Below are 18,887 nucleotides of genomic sequence, written 5' to 3'. Positions count from 1 at the left end.
CCGTTACGAGGTGTGTGGAGTGTTAGGAAGTCAAGATTCGATTAGCAGGTTGCCAGGAAATAGATTACTCAATGCGGCTCCAATTGGATTGTTCGACAGCGGGTTAGGCGGCTTAACTGTTTTACGAGAACTCTATCGTCAGATTCCGCAAGAGTCGGTGCTATATTTTGGCGACACTGCCCGATTGCCCTATGGCACAAAATCTCAGGCTCAAATCCAGCAGTATTTCCGCGAGATTCTCACCTGGATGGAGCAGTGCGGGGTCAAAATGGTGGTGATGGCGTGTAACACCAGTTCCGCCTTGGCATTGGAAGCCGTGCGAGATGAGTTTACCGTGCCCATTTTGGGGCTAATTTTGCCGGGTGCCCGTGCTGCCGTTCAATGTGGTCGCCGGATTGGGGTGATTGCCACACCTGCCACGGCTGCCAGTGATGCCTATCGTCGTGCCATTTTGGAAGTGGATGCCACTGTAAACGTTTGGCAAGTGAGTTGCCCTGAGTTTGTGCCTTTGGTGGAGCAAAACCGGGTTGAAGACCCTTACACCTATAAAATTGCTCGAACTTATCTAGAGCCACTACTTGCCGAAAAAATTGATACGCTGATTTATGGCTGCACTCACTACCCTTACTTAGCTCCGGTGCTGCAACGGATTTTGCCGCCTTCGGTACAACTGGTTGATCCGGCAGTGCATGTGATCACCGCCGCTGCCCATGAGTTGGATCTGTTGGGGTTGCGAAATGTGCGATCGCCCCAACCCACGCGTTTCTGCGTCAGCGGTTGCCCCAACACCTTCAATCAGTTAGCCACTCACTGGCTCGGCTATACCCCCGTTGCCGAACAGATTCAACTGCCCCAAATTACCCACGCTAGAACAACAATGCAGGGGGCATAGATGCATTTGCCTACTTATCCCGTTTTCCTATTCGCCTACTGTTCGATTGTTGTACAGACTCATTGCTTTTTCCACGCCGTGCTTGAGGCTATATTCCACCATCTCGGCGGAGAGTTTAATCACTTCTGCAACGATCGCGGCTTCACTCGGAGCAAATTTACCTAACACATGAGAAATAGTATCTTTGTCAACGTCTGCATTTTTGGCGCTGCCGATGCCAAGACGCAATCGGGGAAAGGCTTGGGTGCCTAGGTGGGCGATCGCGGATTTCATGCCGTTATGTCCACCCGCCGACCCAGATAAGCGCATCCGCAGTTTCCCCACGGGCAAATCCATATCGTCGTAGATAATCAGCACGGATTCGGGTGGCAGTTTGTACCAATCCAGTACCGCGCGAACTGATTGCCCGGAGTTGTTCATGTAGGTTTGAGGCTTGAGCAGCCGCACTTTAGTATTGGCTGCCCCTAGCCCTTCCCCAAAGAAGCCTTGATATTTCTTTTGCTCAGACAGGCTGATTTGCCACCACTTCGCTAGCAAATCCACCACTTCAAACCCGATGTTATGGCGAGTGCGATCGTACTTGGCACCGGGGTTGCCCAATCCCACAATCACCTGGGGAACCACTAGGGGCGACGGAGGTATATCAGTCATTGCTAGTCAGCCCAACGACTCTTCTGGTTGGTGTTCTGGGCTAGCCGTGACAGGCTCAGATTCTATATGCTCAGATTCTATAGACTCAACGTTTGCGGTGGGCATCGCTGGCTCAGGGGGGTCGATCGCGGCAGACAGGGCTGGCGGATCAGGTTCTTCCAAAGTTGCCTGCATGGGTTCTTTAACAATCCGCTCAATTTGCTCAGCTTCACGCTTGAACTCGCTTTCAAACTCTTTTGAGGCATCTTGAAAGCCGCGAATGGCTTTACCCATACTGCGACCAATTTCGGGTAGCTTCTTAGGTCCAAAAACAAGCAGCGCTAAGGTGAAAATGAGTGCCATTTCTGGCAAGCCAATTCCAAAAACATTCATAGTGCTGACTCCTACAGGTCGGTGCGATCGGGAAACATTTACAGGGTCACTGCGTCAAAAAGGGCAACAGACACCAAACAAAAGAATATCTCAGAAAGGAAATGTTATCCGGATCTGGGGTTGCGCGTTGGGCAATAGTTTGGATACGTCGAATCAATTAACCACTCTTTAACTCTGACTTGAATACTATGCATACTTCATTGAACCTACGTTTAGCGACGTTGGTGACGCTTGCGATGGCTGCTTTTAGTCAGGCGACTCCCGCGATCGCCCAATCTATGTTTGGTCAACAAGAAATTGACCCAAGCCGTTTTGTTGCGGTTGCCTCTCCCTATGGCGGAAATGCCCATCAGCTTCTGATCATAAAGCAGCTTAGCAATGTTCGCTCATGTTGGAGCGAAAGCGGCACCAGTCCGACTGTAATCAACCCGCTGCTAGTGGAGTTTGATTTTACGGATATTTGTGGACGCAGCACCGATAGCAATGGCTACTCAATGCGGGTTGGTGGTGAGGATCAAAACTGGCGCTACAGTTTTCGAGTCGTGAAGCGGGAAGGCGATTTGCACCTGATCGCGGCACCCAACATTGATCGCACCGCGCCAGAACTGCTGATTGCCAGAACGCGAGGCTATACCGCTGGGTTTGCCAAATTTTACTTTGAACCAGGCTGGCGAGTGACCGAACGCTCCTATCAAGGGACATCTGTTGGGCATGTCTATCTGACGAATAATCAATCGATCGCCAGTTTGAATGCAACGGCGATCGCGGCTCGTCCGGTGGTTAATCGCCCAGTTGCCGCTAAGCCTACGCCTCCCAGCTATCCTAGTAGTCCAGTTTTCACCAATCCTCCTTCCAATAATGTAGTGATTGCGCCTATTTCTACTGCCCCCATCTCTGTCCCGTCTGTGCAAGCGCCTCGCCCTGTGACACAACCTCAACCTAAGAAAGTACAAAAGCGTCGTTCCAACTGGTTTCAGCAGATATTTGGACGTTAGATTGATGCGATCGCCCATCGCCTCAGACATTGAGATAGCGATCAAGGTGCAGGTAATACCGGGGGCGATCGTGTTGAAATTACCCTAAATTTTTTGGGATAGCACCCTGAAAGCAAATACTCAGAAACTTTCGGGGTAATAATTCCAAAAGGTGATTTATACGAAAACTTTCGGGGTATCTGCCCAAATAAGGGAGATATACAGAAACTTTCCGTATATTCAATAGTTAGCATTCCACGCGCTTCGCACCTTCAGGGTGAAAGAAACTAGATTTGCTTGATGAGTACTGATACTTGTTGAAAATCTAATTTCTTAGGAGGGTGCTTAAGTTATCGGTAGGACTGTAACCGTGAGATTATTTGTTGAGATAGCATCGAGCTAAGACGTACCTGAGATTGAGCTTTTTGCTAGATAGCGTTATGCGTTGTATTTTCTGCAAGTGTCAGTCCTCCTCATCTACTTCAAGAGAACATATCATTCCTGAATCATTTGGCAATAAGGAGCACACGTTACCACCTGGCGTTGTGTGTGATAGGTGTAATAATTACATCGCTCGTAAAGTAGAAAAGCCTTTGCTAGACTCACCTTACTTCAAAGAACAGCGTTTCAAGATGTCTGTTCCAAGCAAAAGAAATAAAATTCCAACAATTAGTGGCATCCATCTTCAATCTCGTACACTGATTGAATTAATGAAGCGACCGGATGAAGATGGAACTAGTGTAGGTGCTGCTTTAGGTCAAGACGAATCGCAATGGATTAAATCTGTAACAGAACAGGAACATGGAACGCTTATAATTCCTGCTGCTTCTCCACCCGATGATTATGCTACTTCACGGTTCCTAGCTAAAGTTGGACTGGAATCGTTAGCATCTCGTCTTATTGATATTGAGGGTGGTTTAGATGAAATTGTAGATAAACCAGAATTGGATGAACTACGTTCATATGTAAGAATCGGTACGCCTGGACGTGTTTGGCCATATTCTTGCCGTTCAATCTATCCACCTGATTTTCTCTTTGTAAAAAAAGATGAAACATTTGAAGTACTGCATGAGTACGATATTTTAGTTACTGATTCTTCTGAGTTTTATATTGTTATTGCCTTGTTTGGAGTGGAGTATGCGTTAAACCTGGGTGGACGGGAAATAGATGGCTATTACAAGTGGTTGCAACACAACGATAATCGCAGTCCCCTTTATTCTGGCAAGAACACTCAACTATAAGATGAGATGGAAGGGTAGTCATCCTAGCCAACACCCTAACAACCCGCTTGCACCCGACCATTGAAAGATTAGTTGTTAGCATTCGAGGCTATTTGTGGCTGGTGAAGCGGAACGTTATGCCGCTTTATACCATCGGTGGGGCGTTACTTTGAGATTAGTGTTTAGAGCCATTAGAATTTGGAATGCCTACTCTCATTCATCGTCGAGTTGAGCAAGCGCGTCAGGGCATCAATCCGACCGTAATTTGCCGGGTTGTATCAGGCTGGGTAGTGCTGGGTGATGTTCAGTTTTTGCAGGGTTACTCCCTTTTGCTGCCCGATCCAGTTGTGCCCGATCTCAATGCCTTGACAATCGAGCAGCGCATCACCTTTTTACAAGACATGACAGTTTTGGGTGATGCTTTGCTTGAGGTGACTGGTGCGGCTCGTATCAATTACGAAATCTTGGGCAACAGTGAAGCGGCACTCCATGCTCATGTGTTTCCGAGGTATGCAAACGAGCCAGAAGAGAAGAGACAGAAGCCAGTGTGGTTTTATGATTGGAAAAGTGCATCTCCGTTCGATCCAAAGTGGGATCAACCTTTGATGGATAAGATTGCAGCGGCGATTAAGCAGTATCAGGACATTGTGTAGATTGAAGCGATCGCCCTTCGAGTATCTTTTTTCAGACGGGTTGTGAGAGATAGCCGTCAAACTACCAGCCTTGTTACTACTTTCATTCTCCACAAAAAAGGCTTGGCATTGCCAAGCCTTTTTAAGGGTGTGTTCACATGGAAAAACTTATTTCATCTGACGTGCCATATCAAGATAGGAGTTCATGTTAGCGCCAGGACGACGGCGACCGCCGCTAATTTGAATGGGGTATTTTGATGCAAACCCAACTTCAGATGGAACCGTTACCACAGTTTCTACCGGAACTGATTTTGGTTCAGAAGCTGCTTTTGTAACCGTAGCAGGATTGCCATTAGAAGCTGCTTTTGCTGCTGCTAGCTGTTCCTTACGGGTCGATTTTTTGGCTTGGGTCGGTGCGGCTCCGTCTCCCGATGCGATCGCGTCAACCACTTGAGTGACGGGTGCCATCACTGCGCTTGCGACTGCGGACGCAGCCGAATTAGAGTCATCAAACTCTAAAAAGTATCCTGACTTACTCTTCTTAGAAGGTGGATTAGATGCCCCTTCCATAGCGGGTGTTTTCTTACTGAAAATACCGCTAAGAAAACCAAAAATGCCGCCAACTATGTTTTTAAGGAAATTGATAATGCCGCTCATGAAAATTGCTCCTGACGTTCTTAAATGCTCTAAGGCAACGTGTAAAGATATTACAAAGCTTGTGGGATTGGTTGCGATCGCCAGCTTAGCCAAAAGTTTCTGTTAAGTCTGCTTAGTAATTTCAGCTAAAAACTCATCCATACCCCTCAGAGTCTAGAAGTTGTTTGTCTAAGATGCCACTGGGGTAGGGTAAAAGCCGCACTGTCCCTGATTGTTTAAAGCCGTTGATTGCCTAAATGTAAATGTTGCGATCGCTGCCAAGATGACTATGCGATCGATTATGAGAGTTTATTAGAACCACAAGCAAGATTTATCTACATTTCTTCACCAAAATTCATTTGAACTATCAAATTTCAACGACTCAAAAGCGCACTGCGCCATCGTTCAACGATTTGCCAGAGTGTTTTAATAGGCTATTGCTATTACAGTAAGCAACTCTGCGGCGTATTCACCATCTCCCCAAGGGTATAGCTTCTAATCGTCGATTTAATAGCTCAGCTACTAAATCATCGCCACTGCGGTGAGCTTCCCACGTTCCCGATTCAAGTCCTTGAATAGTCCAACTACCCTGCATCGAATTTTCATCTTCAGCAATCATTCCCGAATAGGTGATGGGATAGAGGGATGTGGTCAAATATTGCTTTGTAAAGTGAATAGTTCGCCCAATCACCTCACCCACCGCCTTTGCTTCTCCTAAAAGTGGGCTGTCATCCAAAATACTGCCACTAATCGTATTTCCTGCCTGCACAAACGTGACCTCAAATCGAGTAGGATTAGCATTTTGCCAATAGGTTCCAAGCCAACTGCCGCTGATGTTTGCCATAGCATTTTATGACGCTCCATCTCCAATTTGCACCCATGCAGTCTCTCCAAAAATCGCCTCAAAATTCCGATAATGCTTAAACTCCAGCAAATTAGAAAATGGATCTTCTAGAAAAAAGGTGGAGTGTTCTAGAGAGGTTCCCGTAAAACGACATTTAGCGGATTGGTAGAACTGGAGGTTCTGTTGCTCGGCGCGTTCTAGGAGCGATCGCCAGTCTGCTTCATCGGTAAAAATTAGCCCAAAGTGCCGGGGGTAGATTCCCGTTTGTGGCATGAGCGGTTCCTTCGTCACATGAGCAACCAGTTGATGTCCACGAAGATTCAAAATAATTGATGCTGCATTTTCTCGCCCAACTTGACACCCCAACCCTTCGGCATAAAACCGCTTAGTATCAGGGATATTGCCAACTGGAAAGGCAAGATGGAAAAGGGATTGAGCCATAGGAGGAGGGGTGGAGTGGAAGGGCGGAGGAGGAAATACTGATGCCAAGGCTAGGATAGATGCAATAGTCGAAAGATTAGTATTGCTTGAATTTTAAACTCCGTACTCCACACCCTGCACTTTAAGATAGGGATGTTGTTATTCGCAAATGCAAAGCCATGGTTGATGCGAATCCTAATTTTCTCTACGCTACACCGTCCCTCAATGGCTGGATGATTGCAGTTGCATTAAATACGGTTTTGGCAGCGATCGCGTGGTTTGTGCCTAAAAAACTACTGACAACTTCAGGCTTAATTCATGCATGGGCATTGGGCATTGTGGTCTGGGGCTGTTTGGGTTGGCAAGGCTACACAGTCGTCATGTTCTATTTTTTGATGGGATCAGCCGTGACAAAAGTTGGCATTGCCCAAAAAGAGGCAGAAGGCATTGCCGAAAAACGATCGGGCGCACGCGGACCCGAAAACGTCTGGGGTTCAGCTTTTACAGCGGCTGTATGTACGTTAGGTATTTGGTTTTGCAGTGTTTTTGCACCCCCCTCTACCGATCTGCTCATAGGACTGCTAGCGTTGGGCTATGTAGCAAGTTTTAGCACCAAGCTTGCTGATACGTGCGCGAGTGAAATTGGGAAGGCATACGGTCAACGCACCTTTTTAATTACCACTTTGCAGCCGGTTCCTCGTGGGACTGAAGGCGCAATCAGTTTAGAAGGAACGGTGGCAGGCATCATCGCTTCTGTAGCGATCGCCCTAGTGGGTTGGTCTGTGGGTTTGATTACGCTGGGTGGAGTTGTGATTTGCATTATTGCTGCCTTCATTGCTACCAACGTGGAAAGTGTGATTGGTGCAACCTTGCAAACTCAGGTTAAGTGGCTCAGTAATGAGTTAGTAAATGTGGTGAATACTTTGATTGGAGCCATTGCCGCGATCGCGATTGCGATCGTCCTGCGAGTTGGTTTTTGAGTACTGCAAATCAGGAAATATTTTTTTAAAAGCTGCATTAACTTTGCTGGGCAAGGCTTTGAAGTAGGTATTCGAGTAGGCTACCGGGCAACCTAGGGACAGGACAAAAAAGTTAGGAGATGCAAAAACTCATCTACAGGCTGTTCCAGATTCAACAGAGTTCTACGAAGATGATCAACGCCATACCGAAAAATGCTCTTGGCTTTGCGTCCATGCTTTTTGATGGTAATTGGTTTGTGAGCGGCTAACCATTCACCCGTTCGCAACGCCCAGCATAAAGCAATCGTCAGCAGAGCGATCAGACGACTGAGGCGTTCTGGGTCTTTCAAATGGGTTGACTCCAAGCAGAAGCCGCGAGTTTTCAGGCATCCAAACAAGGTTTCAATAGACCATCTTTTGGCGTAATCGGCGATCGCCCTGGGGGGACATTGAGCAGTTACGACAATCAAAAAAGACTGGTCTTCCAGGCGCAATGCTGCGACACAGACCCAGTGCCCTCATAGTTTTCGGCGATGGCGCAAAACCTGATGCTGATGAGGCTGCAAACGAGCAAATAGAACCTTGGCTTTAAGACTTTGACGACCATCCTCTCGATCGCCAATCCTATGGTTGCCGCTGCCGAAACCGCCGCTCTGGGGGTGCTAACGCCCATGCCCTGCATTCCCGTAACTGTTGAGCCTTGGTCACCGCAGGGCTAGTTCATCAGTGGTAGAAAAATGATAATGGGTGATGCTCTTTCACCCCTAGCTAGCCATGAGCCTGATTGATGCTCTCAAACAAGTACGAGACTATCGAACCCAACCCCAGTATCCATTGTGGGTGATTTTGTTGCTGGTACTGATGGCAACGATGAGCGGGTGTGTGGGGTATCGAGCGATCGCGTGCTTTGTGGAGCGCCATCAAACCCAATTGTTAGGGGTACTCGAAGTGCCCTATGAGCGGTTACCCTGCTACTCGACGATTCGCCGCGCTTTGGTGCGAGTGGACTTTGAGGCGTTAACCGAGGTTTTCAATCAATGGGCACAGGAAACGGTTGAGCTGGAAGAGCAAGCCGCTTGTGCCGTTGACGGCAAGAGCATCCGAGTCAGTCTGAGAGATTACGACCAGGCGTATCAAGATTTTGTCAGTGTGGTGTCGGTGGTCAGCACTCGACTGGGACTGGTCGTTGGGGTGCAATCCATGCACAACAAAACGAGTAGTGAAATTGTAACGGTACAAACCTTGTTGGAGCACCTTCAGTTGCAAGGGGTGTGTTTTAGTTTTGATGCCCTGCACGCCAAAAAAAAAACAGTTCAGCAAATTATAGCCAGTCAGAACCACTACTTAATTGCCATCAAAGGGAATCAACCCAAATTATTAGCCCAAATCCAGCAGCAGTTTGAACACTCGTCTCCCCTCAGTTGTCACGTGGACTCAGAGCGGACGCGCAATCGCTCAACCCAACGCCGTGTGTGTGTATTGGAGCCAAGTGCCACCATTGACCCAAGTTGGGTCGCTCTTAAACGAGTGATTCGGGTCGAACGCACCGGACTAAGAGCAGGCATACCCGTTTCACAGACGGTGTTTTATATCAGTTCGCTGGCAACCGATGCCGCCGAGTTTGCCCGTCGTATCCGGCAGCATTGGCACATTGAGAATCGCCTCCACTGGTGTAAAGATGTGGTCTTTCAAGAAGATACGACTCCACTGTGTGAGGGTCACGCTTTGATTAATATGGCAATTGTGCGAACCTTTGCCCTTAATCTCTTCCGGCAGCATGGGTTTGACTCTTTGACTCAGGCGATTCGACAGGTTGCTCATGATATCCCTCGCCTATTTTCCTTCTGCCAATGAATCAGCCCTGCTTGGTCACCGGGAGCGATGAAGGTGAAAATTGGTATTTTTCCCACCCTACCCAACACTGCCATTTGTAACCGTATATGGGGTGGCGTGATTAAAATAGGCGCTCCAGCCCAATTTACGGGAAACATCGCTTGAATTCACCATTTGCAATAGAATCTTCTAGAAATTGCGTGAGCGGCTGTAATTCAACCAGCGATTAATTCTCAATCAAGCTTATGATTTGCTGCTGGTCACACCAGCCTCTTCTTCAAATAATTGCTCAACTTTACTTTTAGAAAAAGAAACTTGAATCTCTTTTAAGTTCAGATTGATATATGACATCAGAGCATAGATAAAGACAAGGATACCTAGCATTTCAAGGAATTCTTCTATAGCTAGAATCATTGTTAGGGAAAAGGCAGGTAGTTGAGAGGCAGATGAATCTGGATCTTTTAGAATATGCTCATCGAAATAATACCCGCCAATCATCTCGAAACCAACAGAACCAGAAATGTATATAACTCCAGCAGCAACAAATAAATACCGAGTTTTAGCGGGTAGTGCCATCAAAAACTTGAAGTAAATCAGCGCGATACTCAAAGCGAATATAATTCCAGGAATCACCCAGATAAAAAACAGAAAACCACTGGCTTTAACCGCAGAACCAAATGGAATCAACAATTCGTGAAAGCTAGCAGCTTCGTCTAGCGACAGTAACAGAAAAATGAGCGATAAACCTTTCCAATAACGGACATACTGATCTTTGCGATCGCTTTTAATACTAGAGATTATCCAAAGAAGCAGTGAGCATAGCAGTAAGGTAATGGATGCATACCATGTCGGGATGTTGTTCTCATTGTTGACATCAAATAATCTCGTTAACCCTAAAAGGTTATTACGCCCTAAGCTAAATCTAGCAATCTGAACCATAAGATTGGCGAGAGTAAGACCCACTAACAAAAAGGTCAGAAATCGGAGAATCTTTCGTGAGTAGATTGAGATCATAGAAATTTGTTTAGAGGGTAGAGTGCTTTGTAATTTTGAAGTAGAAAATCTATGGTTTCTTACGGCTAGCGTTTAGAGTCATAGGTTTGCGTACCTCATAACCATCTGTTAATTAATCTTTAACCTTTTTCTAGGCGTTTTGAATAATGGAAAAGGCTGGAAAAAACTTTGAGAGACTGTCTGAGAGGCAGTTCGTTCAGACACTTTGCCCTGTATTCTTTATGAAAGATGAGAAGCTTTTGGTACTCTCATATTTAATGCACTAACGTTACTGCCCGTACTCCCAAGCTTTCTGGATAATGGAGAAGAGCGAATCTTGATTTTGTCCTCTTTCCCACGGGAGAGGGCGTTGGGTCGGGTGAGTCAAGGATTTTAACGCCAACTTTTTACGTTTCTAGCAATCACTTCAATTAGAAAGTATGAGTGAATCTTGTTGGAATGCCTAAAGTTACTCTTCTGCCTTAATGAACTATTTAAGAATCTCTTAAACTTTTCTTAAGTGAACAGAGAATTTTACAACTTTATCGAATCTTTATAAAACTTGTGCAAAAGCGATTTTGAGATGGATGTTTAAGTTGCTGCGAAAAGGTAATCATGCAGCAACCTGTACTTGGGCGATTTCCAGAAGAAATTTTTTCCTTTGGCAAGCTTAGGGCGCGGCAGGTAGTTTGCTTGCTAGAAATCGCCTTGAGTTGAGCAACTGTTTAGGCTAGATGAGTGACTAAACCTTTGTCTCTAAACTCAGTAGACCTTCCAGCCTTTAATCCGCCCCTTCGATCGGGGCAAAGCCTTGACGCTGAATGTTTTCCGTAATCACTCTCGGCTCTAGGAATTGCAGCAGGTAATCGGGGCCGCCTGCCTTGGAGCCAACGCCAGAAAGTTTGAAGCCGCCGAAGGGTTGCCGCGCCACGATCGCCCCGGTAATCCCCCGATTAATATACAGATTGCCCACCTCAAACTCTTGCTCTGCTTGCTGAATGTGGGATGGCGTGCGGGAATATAAGCCACCCGTCAGGGCGTAGTTGGTGCCGTTGGCGATCGCGATCGCTTGATCAAAGGTGCTTGCTTGCATCACTGCCAGCACGGGACCAAAAATTTCTTCTTGGGCGATCGTGTGGTCAGGTAACACGTCTTGAAAGATGACTGGACCCACGAAGTAGCCGCCCTCTGGAGCAGCCATTTCTAGGGCAACTGGAGATTGTAACCGCCCTTTTTCGATGTATTCTTTGATGCGAGTTTGAGCATTGGCATCAATTACGGGACCGACTTTTGTACCCGGCAGTTCGGTATTACCCAAGTTGAGCGATCGCGTCGCTTCCACCAATCGCGCCAAAAACAACTCATAAATCGACTCCAGCACAATCACACGGGAGCAGGCAGAACACTTCTGACCACTGTAGCCAAACGCCGACTGCACCACGCCCTGCACCGCTTGATCTAGATCTGCACTTTCATCGACAATCACGGCGTTTTTGCCGCCCATCTCCGCGATCACCCGCTTCAGGTGCTTTTGTCCCGGTTGCAGTTCTGCCGCTTCTCGATAAATCCGACAGCCCACTTCTTGCGATCCCGTGAAGGTAATCATGTGAACGTCGGGGTGTTTGACCATGTGAGCGCCCACGGTGGAACCTTTGCCGGGAACGAACTGAAATACGCCTGAGGGAAAGCCTGCTTCCAGCAAAATCTCGGCAATCTTTGCACCAATGATCGAGGACACCTCAGCGGGTTTCAGCAGAGTGCAGTTGCCAGCCACCAGAGACGCGACGGTCATGCCCACGGGAATCGCTAAGGGGAAATTCCAGGGCGAGATGATTAAAGAAATACCCCGTGGCTGGTAATGATAGCGGTTGGTTTCACCGGGAAAATCATAGGCAACGCCGCTGTCTAAGCGCTCCATTTCATTGGCATAGTAGTGGCAAAAGTCGATCGCCTCCGACACTTCCGGATCAGCCTCTCGCACGGTTTTTCCGGTTTCCAGCACCATCCAGGCAATCAAGTCTTCGCGCCGTTCTGCCATCAAATCGCCAGCCCGACGCAGAATATTTGCCCGATCGCGTGCCGGAGTTTTTTTCCAGGCAGGAAACGCCGCTTTTGCCGCCGCGATCGCCTGATCTGCCTGCTCAATATTGATCAACCCAATTTCGCCCACCACTTCATTAAACTGTGATGGGTTCAATGACTTTACTGTTGTTTCAGTGTTGACAGACTCGCCGTTGATCACGGGCAAATAGGTTTTACCCAACTGTTGGCGTACTCGCTTCAATGCCTGCTGAATCTCTTGTCGATGGGTCATATCGGCATAATCCGTATCGGGAGCGTTAGGGAAAAGGGGTTGGGCTTCGACGGGAGCGCTCAGCCGAACGGTGTCGGATGTCGGGTGTTGGGTAGTATCAGTTTCTTCTTTTCTCACAGGGGCTTTCAGCAATTCTTCGACGGGGCGTTCTTCCAGATTTTGGCGCAGGAAGGAACTGTTGGCGGTGTTTTCGAGCAGGCGACGAATAAGATAGGACATGCCAGGAATCAGTTCGCCGTAGGGACAGTAAACCCGGACGCGATAGCCTTTGTCGGCGATCGCTTTTGCCAATTTATCTGCCATGCCGTAGAGCATTTGAAACTCGACGCGACGGGGCGGAATTTGCAAGGTTTCGGCGATCGCGATCGCGTGTGCCTGAGAGCGAACATTGTGACTGCCGATCGCGGCATACAGATACTCGTGATTTTCCAGCAGTAACCGCGTCATTGCCTCAAAGTTGGCATCCGTTGATTCTTTATCATTAAAAACCGGCTGCGCCCAGTCTTTTTGCACCGCTTTGATCGTTTCCTGATCCCAATAGGCACCTTTGACCAAGCGCACCGTCACGGGTGTTCCTCGTTCTTTTGCCCACTCAACCAGGTCTTTCAGGTCGCCCAAACTGTCGCGCAGATAGGCTTGTAACGTAATGCCAATATCAGCGCGATCGCGAAATTCAGGCTCCAACAGCAGTTGTTTCAGCGTGGCTAAGGTGCTGGATTTGTACTGATATTGCTCCATATCAAAGTGAACGGCAGCCCCCAATTCTTTTGCGTGGCGTAGTAAAGTCCGGGCGCGATCGCTCACCTTTTCCTGGCTACCTTTTTCATCCAAGGGATCGAACTGGGAATAAAGCGCCGTTAGCTTGATCGATACCTGAACTTTGGGTAACTCTGCCCCATCCGCGCGATCGATTTGATCCACCTTCGACCAGCGTGTCGCCGCATCCGTTAGCTGGTTCATCAATTCGAGGTAGCGATCGAGATAGGATTTCGCTTCTGGCTCAGTGATCACTGCCTCACCGAGTAAATCCACTGTGAAAGCTGTCCGCTCTTTTCGGAGTCTTTCAATGCTTTTCAGTACTTGCTGAATGGTTTCACCCGCAATATATTTTTGTGCCAGGGTTTCAACGGCTGTGGAAACCGTCGTCGCAGCAATTTGTCCCGGCATAGAGTCAGGATTGGCAAAATTGAGCATTCCTTTCAGCGTACCTGGAAGCTCAACCGATGCTTCGCCCAAATATTCTTGCAGGTGACGCGCAATCTCGGTTTTGCTCCGAAGCGATGGCAAGCAGTCGATAAACCGAAACAATTGCACTCGCAAGCCCGGATTGCTCATTGTCCAGCCCAGCAATTTATCATCCCACCGCATTTGGTCGCGCATTTGGGCAAACACAGAGCGATTTTCGCGGGTGGCGGAGATAAGCTGACGGGCAATATCTTGAGTTTTTGCTTCGTAAGCGTTAACAGGGGCTTGCATAACCACAGCAGAAAAGACTCCTAATCACAAATGAAAACAGCGATCGCGCCTGATGCAATCAATCAGGCTTGCTGATCAATTCTAGCCTGCTTCCCTATCACTCTCTCCACACTTCGCCACTCTTTGTGCGATCGCCAAATCAGGATTGGTAACGCGATATCATGAAGTCAATTTCTTTGATTGCGCGTCATAATGCCTGATTCTGAAGTATCTCAACCAACAGCATCCTCTTTACTGGCAGTGGCTTATTCAGATATTGAAGCAGCAGCCATTCGACTTCAGGGATATGCTCACCGGACTCCTGTTCTCACTTCAACGATCGTCGATCGCCGAGTGGGCAGTCAGGTCTTTTTTAAGTGTGAAAACTTTCAGCGAACAGGTTCCTTCAAATTTCGAGGTGCCTATAATACGTTGGCACAATTGTCGTCAGATCAACGGCAGCGGGGAGTCATTGCCTATTCATCGGGTAATCACGCGCAGGCGATCGCGTTGGCAGGTCGCTTACTCAATATTCCTGCCACCATTATCATGCCTGCCGATGCTCCAGCCGTGAAACAAGCTGCCACCCGCGAATATGGCGCAGAAGTCTTACTCTACGATCGCGAAACAACGAACCGGGAAGAACTAGGAAAAACCCTAGCAGAGGAGCGCGGCTTAACCTTAATTCCGCCTTATGATTATCCGTCTGTGATTGCTGGGCAAGGCACTGCTGCCAAAGAACTAATCGACGAAGTAGGCGAATTGGATATGCTGCTGGTGTGCTGTGGGGGCGGCGGTCTGCTCTCTGGCTGCGCGATCGCGGCTCACACCCTATCGCCCCGATGTCAAGTAGTGGGAGTGGAGCCAAAACGAGCCGATGATGCCACGCGATCGTTCTACAGTAAAACCCTGCAAACGGTGCATAATCCTGACACGATCGCCGATGGCGCACGAACTCCTTCCTTGGGCACTTACACTTTTCCCTTAGTGCTGCATTATGTTGCCGATATGGTCACGGTTTCCGAAGCCGCCATTCTTCGCAGCATGTTCTTTTTGTGGGAGCGCTTAAAAATTGTGGTGGAGCCAACTGGCGCGCTTGCCGCCGCTGCTTTACTAGAGGGAGTGCTTCAGTTTCCCAATGCGCGAGTTGGAGTGATTATTAGTGGCGGCAATGTGGATTTAAAACAGGCAGGAAAGTTGCTGTCCAAAGCATCGCAGTCCAAAGCATCGCAGTCCAAAGCATCGCAGCCCAAAAAAGCGATGCCTGAAAAACCGTTAGCTCAAGAGCTTAGTTAGGTCTGCGACGACTATTTTCTCTATTGGAAATTTTCCTTAAGATATCGGATGCTGTCATTGGTATAACGTCGTTTTTCTCTATCTTTTGGTAATGTGCTAAAGAGCTTGTTTAAGCTAAGCTGCATTGTGAATTGAATTATCGGGAGATTGTTGAACCTATGGGTTTCTTAGACAGAATTTTTGGCGGAAAGAAGGCTGAGGCGGCTCCTGCTGTTGAGGCAGCTCCTGCAAATGCGCCTACGGGTAGCGCTATTCCGGCTGAGCGTGTAGGTTTAAATGGAGAATACGATCAGAGTGGGTTGGCAAAGCGGGTTGCTAAAGCCTTTGATGACGATGGACAAATTGATGACGTTGAGACACTTTGGGTTGCTCAAACAGGTGGCACAGTGGTATTGAAAGGTAAAGTGCCTAGTCAAGACTTTTTAACGAAGGCAACATCTGTAGCCTCTAGCGTGAGTGGTGCAACGTCGGTTGACACGAGCGGCGTAGAAGTTGGCTAACAGCGAGACAAACTCGCTGCTCCGGTTTTCAAAAGATAAAAAAAAGAAGGCTCAGCGCAAAATGGCTGAGCCTTTTGCGTATGATGATGGCAGTTTATCAGTGTGAAACGATGGGACTTTTTGACCAAATTATGGGCGCGATCGCCAACCCTAATCAGCAGGCGAATCCTGACCAGATGAGCGATATTTTAGGGACAGTGCAGCAAATCGCTGGAAACAATAATATAGATGCTGGAACTGGCGAAACGATGGTGTCCATGGTAGGCGGATATGTGCGATCGGCGTTGCAGCAACAACAAACTGAAGGGGGAGATTCTCAAGTTGCGGCGATCGTCAATCAATTTGGTGGCATTGGCTCCAATCCTGCGGCGGTGTCTGCTCTGTTCTCCCCAGAACAACAAGCTCAGATTGCCGCAGAAATCTCTCAGCGCACAGGATTACCGGCTGGCACCATTCAAGGATTACTAGCTTCGCTAATTCCAGTCCTGCTCAATTTGCTCGGTTCTGGCAGAAACAATGACGGCAACTCGAATCCACTCCTCAATAATTTTTTGGATTCCAACAACGACGGCAACGTTGATTTAGGGGATGCCATGCGATTAGCCAGTCGTTTCATGCAGTAGGACAATAATTTTGAGTTCTGAGTTCTGGGTTCTTAATGCAGATCTTGGGCACAGCGAAACCCAGCAAAAATCTCGCGCACATGGGGATAGTACCAGTTGCGAAAGGGGTTGCGTAACGCCCACGATCGCGTTGCCCAACTGCCTCCCCGCAATACTCGATGCTGATCATCAAAATAGGTTTGGGAGTACCCCTTGTAAGGATAGCTAGCAAAGCCTGGATAGCCCTGAAACCAAGAGCTAGTCCATTCCCACACATTTCCTATCATGTCGTAGCAGCCATAGGGACTAACTCCTGACGGGTAAGCATTCACTGGCGTAGTCTGTCCAACAAGGTGCCCATAGTTGCAAAGCCGTGGGGATGGATCGTTGTCGCCCCACGGAAAAATTAATGGCAGTCGGGCATCACTTTTCCACCCGGCCGCTTTCTCCCATTCGGCTTCAGTGGGCAATCGTTTACCAACAAAGTTGGCGTAGGCTTCCGCTTCATACCAACTCACGCCGCAAACAGGATGGAGATCGCAAGCCGCGTCATCTGACCAATAAAACGGTTGAGTCACGGGATTCTGTTGCAGCCATTGCCAACCCTCAACCGACCAGTAGGCGGCAGTTTGATAGCCGTCTGCCTGCATAAACAAACGATATTGCTCGCAGGTAACCGGATACGGATCAATCCAGAATGTTTCCAGATCGACCTGATGACTAGGGCGTTCATTATCCAGTGCCGCGATCGCCCCATTGCCCATCTCAAACTCACCCGCAGGAATTTGAATCATTGGATCAGCGGTGAGGGATGAGGGGCAAGGGGCGAGAGGTAAGAATGGGAGTGTTTCTTGTCGTGCTTTGATTGCCAAGACGATCGCGATCGTTTCACAATGCTGACTTTCGTGTTGCAATAACCATTGCCATAGCCGTTCTTGCTGCTCAATTGGCGCGATCGCCAGATAGTCAAAAACCTGCTCTCGAATAGTGCTTAAATAGTCTTTGATTTCTGCCAGGGTAGGAAGTTTGACGCGATCGACTTTGGGCAAAACATCCGCCGCAAACAGGCGATGATATTCAGGAAACTGAGGGGAATATCCAGCAGAGCGTTCTAGCAACCAAAGAGATTCAGTATAGGCAATATGCCCCAAATGCCAGCCTACAGGACTAAAATCGGGATGAGCTTGATGGCAGAGAGTGTCATCATCCATCTCGTTAAACAACGACAGCGTAGATTCGCGGCATTCAATCATGCTTTGGCGTAGCAAACGAGCAGAGGGGCAACCGGAATCTAGGAAGGATCTGCTAGAGATTGTGGATTTTGAGGGTGAGATCATGGTTAATGGTGAGAATGCTGCGATCGCGAAAGGATATCCAGTTACCGTCAAAAAGTGGCTCAGAAGCAATCAGAACGGCATCGGGAAACAGTAGATCATCACTCAGCCAATAGAGACTAGGCAGCGGATCACGGCTAGCATACCGAGCGGCAACCATCTGTTGGCCATCACTAATGATCAGATTGGCAGAGAAATCAGCCCGGTATTTTTCGCCAAGGTTAGACAGTAGATCCAGCGATCGCGTCAGAGCATCGGTTAATGAAGCCTGCGGATCTTCAACCAATTCATTCACGATGAGCGCAAAGATATGTTCAGAATCAGTGGTGCCTTGGATTGATTGATAAACCTGATCGCTCAACCGCTCTCGAATCGGGCGATAAAGCGTTTGGCGAAAATTATCAATAAAGCCATTATGAATCCCTAAAATTTGCTGTGATTGAAAGGGCTGACAGTTGATCAAATCAATGGATAGACCTGCCGTGGCACTCCGAATATTTGCCAGCACACAGCCCGATTCCACATAGCGACTCAGGCTGGGCAGATTAATATCATTCCAAATGGGCAGCGTATTTTTGTAGAAAAACGGCTCAACGCTACGCTGCGGATGATACCAGCCCACTCCAAATCCATCGGCATTCATCAACCCCGCCGTCATCTCGCGGGGCTGATAACTTTGCACAATGAGGGAATGCTCAGGTTTATAAAGCAAGCGATCGAGCGGCACGGAAGCGCCAAAATAGCCGAGTAAGCGGCACATGAATTACAAATAAAAAGTATATTTCCCAAATCTTTACACAATTTTCCGAGGTCTAGCTTAAAACCAAATCTTAAAATGCATCCTAACCTTGCAGCCCTTACCTGTGAAACAAGGTTGATTTTGATGGGAATTTTAAGAAATGCAAGCACCACGAACGTATGCACTGGCTAACTTATGCATTATGGATGAAGACAAACAGG

The 18,887-nt window shown here is 48.0% G+C and carries 19 protein-coding genes and 2 pseudogenes; 11 read left to right on the top strand and 10 right to left on the bottom strand.

All coding sequences use genetic code 11. The features are described from left to right. The first annotated feature begins 19 nt into the window (after nt 1–19). Nucleotides 20–892, top strand: coding sequence for a glutamate racemase (gene murI, locus AC1S5B_RS07415; RefSeq protein WP_482035034.1), 873 nt, complete (start codon nt 20–22; stop codon nt 890–892). A 27-nt stretch (nt 893–919) separates the two neighbouring features. On the opposite strand, the gene pth is transcribed toward murI, so the two are convergent. Together pth and AC1S5B_RS07405 are read right to left on the bottom strand one after the other, a co-directional pair. Continuing rightward, nucleotides 920–1,543, bottom strand: coding sequence for an aminoacyl-tRNA hydrolase (gene pth / locus AC1S5B_RS07410; RefSeq protein WP_482035033.1), 624 nt, complete (start codon nt 1,541–1,543; stop codon nt 920–922). Between the two features lie 6 nt (nt 1,544–1,549). Beyond that, nucleotides 1,550–1,915, bottom strand: coding sequence for a TatA/E family twin arginine-targeting protein translocase (locus AC1S5B_RS07405; RefSeq protein ID WP_482035032.1), 366 nt, complete (start codon nt 1,913–1,915; stop codon nt 1,550–1,552). Nucleotides 1,916–2,103: 188 nt separating this feature from the next. Between AC1S5B_RS07405 and AC1S5B_RS07400 the strand changes: the two genes are divergently transcribed. The 4 genes and pseudogenes from AC1S5B_RS07400 (at nt 2,104) to AC1S5B_RS07385 (ending at nt 4,762) form a co-directional block, all read left to right on the top strand. Continuing rightward, the gene (locus tag AC1S5B_RS07400; RefSeq protein ID WP_482035031.1) at nt 2,104–2,910 is read left to right on the top strand and encodes a DUF3747 domain-containing protein; all 807 of its coding nucleotides are present in this window, start codon (nt 2,104–2,106) and stop codon (nt 2,908–2,910) included. 419 nt (nt 2,911–3,329) lie between these two features. Further along, nucleotides 3,330–3,476: pseudogene (locus AC1S5B_RS07395) on the top strand (HNH endonuclease); the annotation flags it as partial. A 6-nt stretch (nt 3,477–3,482) separates the two neighbouring features. Continuing rightward, a complete protein-coding gene (locus AC1S5B_RS07390) occupies nt 3,483–4,130 on the top strand; it encodes a hypothetical protein (protein ID WP_482036624.1) in 648 nt (215 codons plus the stop codon). 182 nt (nt 4,131–4,312) lie between these two features. After that, nucleotides 4,313–4,762 carry an HIT family protein gene (locus AC1S5B_RS07385; RefSeq protein ID WP_482035030.1) on the top strand — a complete coding sequence of 150 codons (450 nt, stop codon included), beginning with the start codon at nt 4,313–4,315 and terminating at the stop codon, nt 4,760–4,762. 147 nt (nt 4,763–4,909) lie between these two features. On the opposite strand, the gene AC1S5B_RS07380 is transcribed toward AC1S5B_RS07385, so the two are convergent. The 3 genes from AC1S5B_RS07380 to AC1S5B_RS07370 all read right to left on the bottom strand — a co-directional run bounded on the left by AC1S5B_RS07380 (nt 4,910) and on the right by AC1S5B_RS07370 (nt 6,662). Continuing rightward, on the bottom strand, nt 4,910–5,398 hold the full coding sequence (locus AC1S5B_RS07380; RefSeq protein ID WP_482035029.1) for a hypothetical protein: 489 nt from the start codon (nt 5,396–5,398) through the stop codon (nt 4,910–4,912). Between the two features lie 448 nt (nt 5,399–5,846). Beyond that, nucleotides 5,847–6,221 carry a hypothetical protein gene (locus AC1S5B_RS07375; protein ID WP_482035028.1) on the bottom strand — a complete coding sequence of 125 codons (375 nt, stop codon included), beginning with the start codon at nt 6,219–6,221 and terminating at the stop codon, nt 5,847–5,849. A gap of 6 nt (nt 6,222–6,227) precedes the next feature. Beyond that, on the bottom strand, nt 6,228–6,662 hold the full coding sequence (locus tag AC1S5B_RS07370) for a VOC family protein (RefSeq protein ID WP_482035027.1): 435 nt from the start codon (nt 6,660–6,662) through the stop codon (nt 6,228–6,230). A gap of 158 nt (nt 6,663–6,820) precedes the next feature. On the opposite strand from AC1S5B_RS07370, the gene AC1S5B_RS07365 reads away from it, so the two are divergent. Then, a complete protein-coding gene (locus tag AC1S5B_RS07365; RefSeq protein ID WP_482035026.1) occupies nt 6,821–7,621 on the top strand; it encodes a TIGR00297 family protein in 801 nt (266 codons plus the stop codon). 92 nt (nt 7,622–7,713) lie between these two features. Here the strand turns inward: AC1S5B_RS07365 and AC1S5B_RS07360 are convergent. Next, a pseudogene (locus AC1S5B_RS07360) lies at nt 7,714–8,211 on the bottom strand (transposase); the annotation flags it as partial. Here AC1S5B_RS07360 and AC1S5B_RS07355 point away from each other — a divergent pair. After that, nucleotides 8,197–8,319, top strand: a complete 123-nt coding sequence (locus AC1S5B_RS07355) for a hypothetical protein (RefSeq protein WP_482035025.1) — start codon at nt 8,197–8,199, stop codon at nt 8,317–8,319. The pseudogene AC1S5B_RS07360 and the gene AC1S5B_RS07355 sit on opposite strands and share 15 nt — an antisense overlap. Before the next feature lie 55 nt (nt 8,320–8,374). Then, nucleotides 8,375–9,454, top strand: a complete 1,080-nt coding sequence (locus AC1S5B_RS07350; protein ID WP_482033858.1) for an ISAs1 family transposase — start codon at nt 8,375–8,377, stop codon at nt 9,452–9,454. Between the two features lie 222 nt (nt 9,455–9,676). Here the strand turns inward: AC1S5B_RS07350 and AC1S5B_RS07345 are convergent, their stop codons facing one another. Both AC1S5B_RS07345 and pruA read right to left on the bottom strand, forming a co-directional pair. Further along, nucleotides 9,677–10,372: a hypothetical protein gene (locus AC1S5B_RS07345; protein WP_482035024.1), complete on the bottom strand. Its 696-nt coding sequence runs from the start codon at nt 10,370–10,372 to the stop codon at nt 9,677–9,679. An 835-nt stretch (nt 10,373–11,207) separates the two neighbouring features. Further along, nucleotides 11,208–14,216, bottom strand: a complete 3,009-nt coding sequence (pruA, locus tag AC1S5B_RS07340; protein ID WP_482035023.1) for an L-glutamate gamma-semialdehyde dehydrogenase — start codon at nt 14,214–14,216, stop codon at nt 11,208–11,210. 192 nt (nt 14,217–14,408) lie between these two features. On the opposite strand from pruA, the gene AC1S5B_RS07335 reads away from it, so the two are divergent. From AC1S5B_RS07335 to AC1S5B_RS07325, 3 genes are all read left to right on the top strand, one after another. After that, entirely contained in the window at nt 14,409–15,491 is a 1,083-nt protein-coding gene (locus AC1S5B_RS07335) for a threo-3-hydroxy-L-aspartate ammonia-lyase (RefSeq protein WP_482035022.1), read from the top strand. A gap of 158 nt (nt 15,492–15,649) precedes the next feature. Further along, nucleotides 15,650–15,991, top strand: coding sequence for a BON domain-containing protein (locus tag AC1S5B_RS07330; protein ID WP_482035021.1), 342 nt, complete (start codon nt 15,650–15,652; stop codon nt 15,989–15,991). Between the two features lie 110 nt (nt 15,992–16,101). Beyond that, the gene (locus AC1S5B_RS07325; RefSeq protein WP_482035020.1) at nt 16,102–16,614 is read left to right on the top strand and encodes a hypothetical protein; all 513 of its coding nucleotides are present in this window, start codon (nt 16,102–16,104) and stop codon (nt 16,612–16,614) included. A gap of 32 nt (nt 16,615–16,646) precedes the next feature. Here the strand turns inward: AC1S5B_RS07325 and egtB are convergent, their stop codons facing one another. Both egtB and egtC read right to left on the bottom strand, forming a co-directional pair. After that, nucleotides 16,647–17,846 carry an ergothioneine biosynthesis protein EgtB gene (gene egtB, locus AC1S5B_RS07320; protein ID WP_482035019.1) on the bottom strand — a complete coding sequence of 400 codons (1,200 nt, stop codon included), beginning with the start codon at nt 17,844–17,846 and terminating at the stop codon, nt 16,647–16,649. Between the two features lie 52 nt (nt 17,847–17,898). Beyond that, a complete protein-coding gene (gene egtC, locus AC1S5B_RS07315) occupies nt 17,899–18,687 on the bottom strand; it encodes an ergothioneine biosynthesis protein EgtC (RefSeq protein WP_482035018.1) in 789 nt (262 codons plus the stop codon). Nucleotides 18,688–18,887 lie beyond the last annotated feature (200 nt).

The organism is Leptolyngbya sp. CALU 1928 (genome assembly GCF_056784215.1).
This window is presented reverse-complemented; position numbering and strand designations above follow the sequence as displayed.

Coding starts and splice junctions, on each gene's coding strand:
- pth (WP_482035033.1), bottom strand. CDS start 1,543: ATGACTGATATACCTCCGTCGCCCCTAGTGGTTCCCCAGGTGATTGTG.
- AC1S5B_RS07350 (WP_482033858.1), top strand. CDS start 8,375: ATGAGCCTGATTGATGCTCTCAAACAAGTACGAGACTATCGAACCCAA.
- AC1S5B_RS07400 (WP_482035031.1), top strand. CDS start 2,104: ATGCATACTTCATTGAACCTACGTTTAGCGACGTTGGTGACGCTTGCG.
- AC1S5B_RS07380 (WP_482035029.1), bottom strand. CDS start 5,398: ATGAGCGGCATTATCAATTTCCTTAAAAACATAGTTGGCGGCATTTTT.
- pruA (WP_482035023.1), bottom strand. CDS start 14,216: ATGCAAGCCCCTGTTAACGCTTACGAAGCAAAAACTCAAGATATTGCC.
- egtB (WP_482035019.1), bottom strand. CDS start 17,846: ATGATTGAATGCCGCGAATCTACGCTGTCGTTGTTTAACGAGATGGAT.
- AC1S5B_RS07385 (WP_482035030.1), top strand. CDS start 4,313: ATGCCTACTCTCATTCATCGTCGAGTTGAGCAAGCGCGTCAGGGCATC.
- AC1S5B_RS07405 (WP_482035032.1), bottom strand. CDS start 1,915: ATGAATGTTTTTGGAATTGGCTTGCCAGAAATGGCACTCATTTTCACC.
- AC1S5B_RS07370 (WP_482035027.1), bottom strand. CDS start 6,662: ATGGCTCAATCCCTTTTCCATCTTGCCTTTCCAGTTGGCAATATCCCT.
- AC1S5B_RS07365 (WP_482035026.1), top strand. CDS start 6,821: ATGGTTGATGCGAATCCTAATTTTCTCTACGCTACACCGTCCCTCAAT.
- AC1S5B_RS07330 (WP_482035021.1), top strand. CDS start 15,650: ATGGGTTTCTTAGACAGAATTTTTGGCGGAAAGAAGGCTGAGGCGGCT.
- AC1S5B_RS07335 (WP_482035022.1), top strand. CDS start 14,409: ATGCCTGATTCTGAAGTATCTCAACCAACAGCATCCTCTTTACTGGCA.
- AC1S5B_RS07345 (WP_482035024.1), bottom strand. CDS start 10,372: ATGGTTCAGATTGCTAGATTTAGCTTAGGGCGTAATAACCTTTTAGGG.
- AC1S5B_RS07325 (WP_482035020.1), top strand. CDS start 16,102: ATGGGACTTTTTGACCAAATTATGGGCGCGATCGCCAACCCTAATCAG.
- egtC (WP_482035018.1), bottom strand. CDS start 18,687: ATGTGCCGCTTACTCGGCTATTTTGGCGCTTCCGTGCCGCTCGATCGC.
- AC1S5B_RS07375 (WP_482035028.1), bottom strand. CDS start 6,221: ATGGCAAACATCAGCGGCAGTTGGCTTGGAACCTATTGGCAAAATGCT.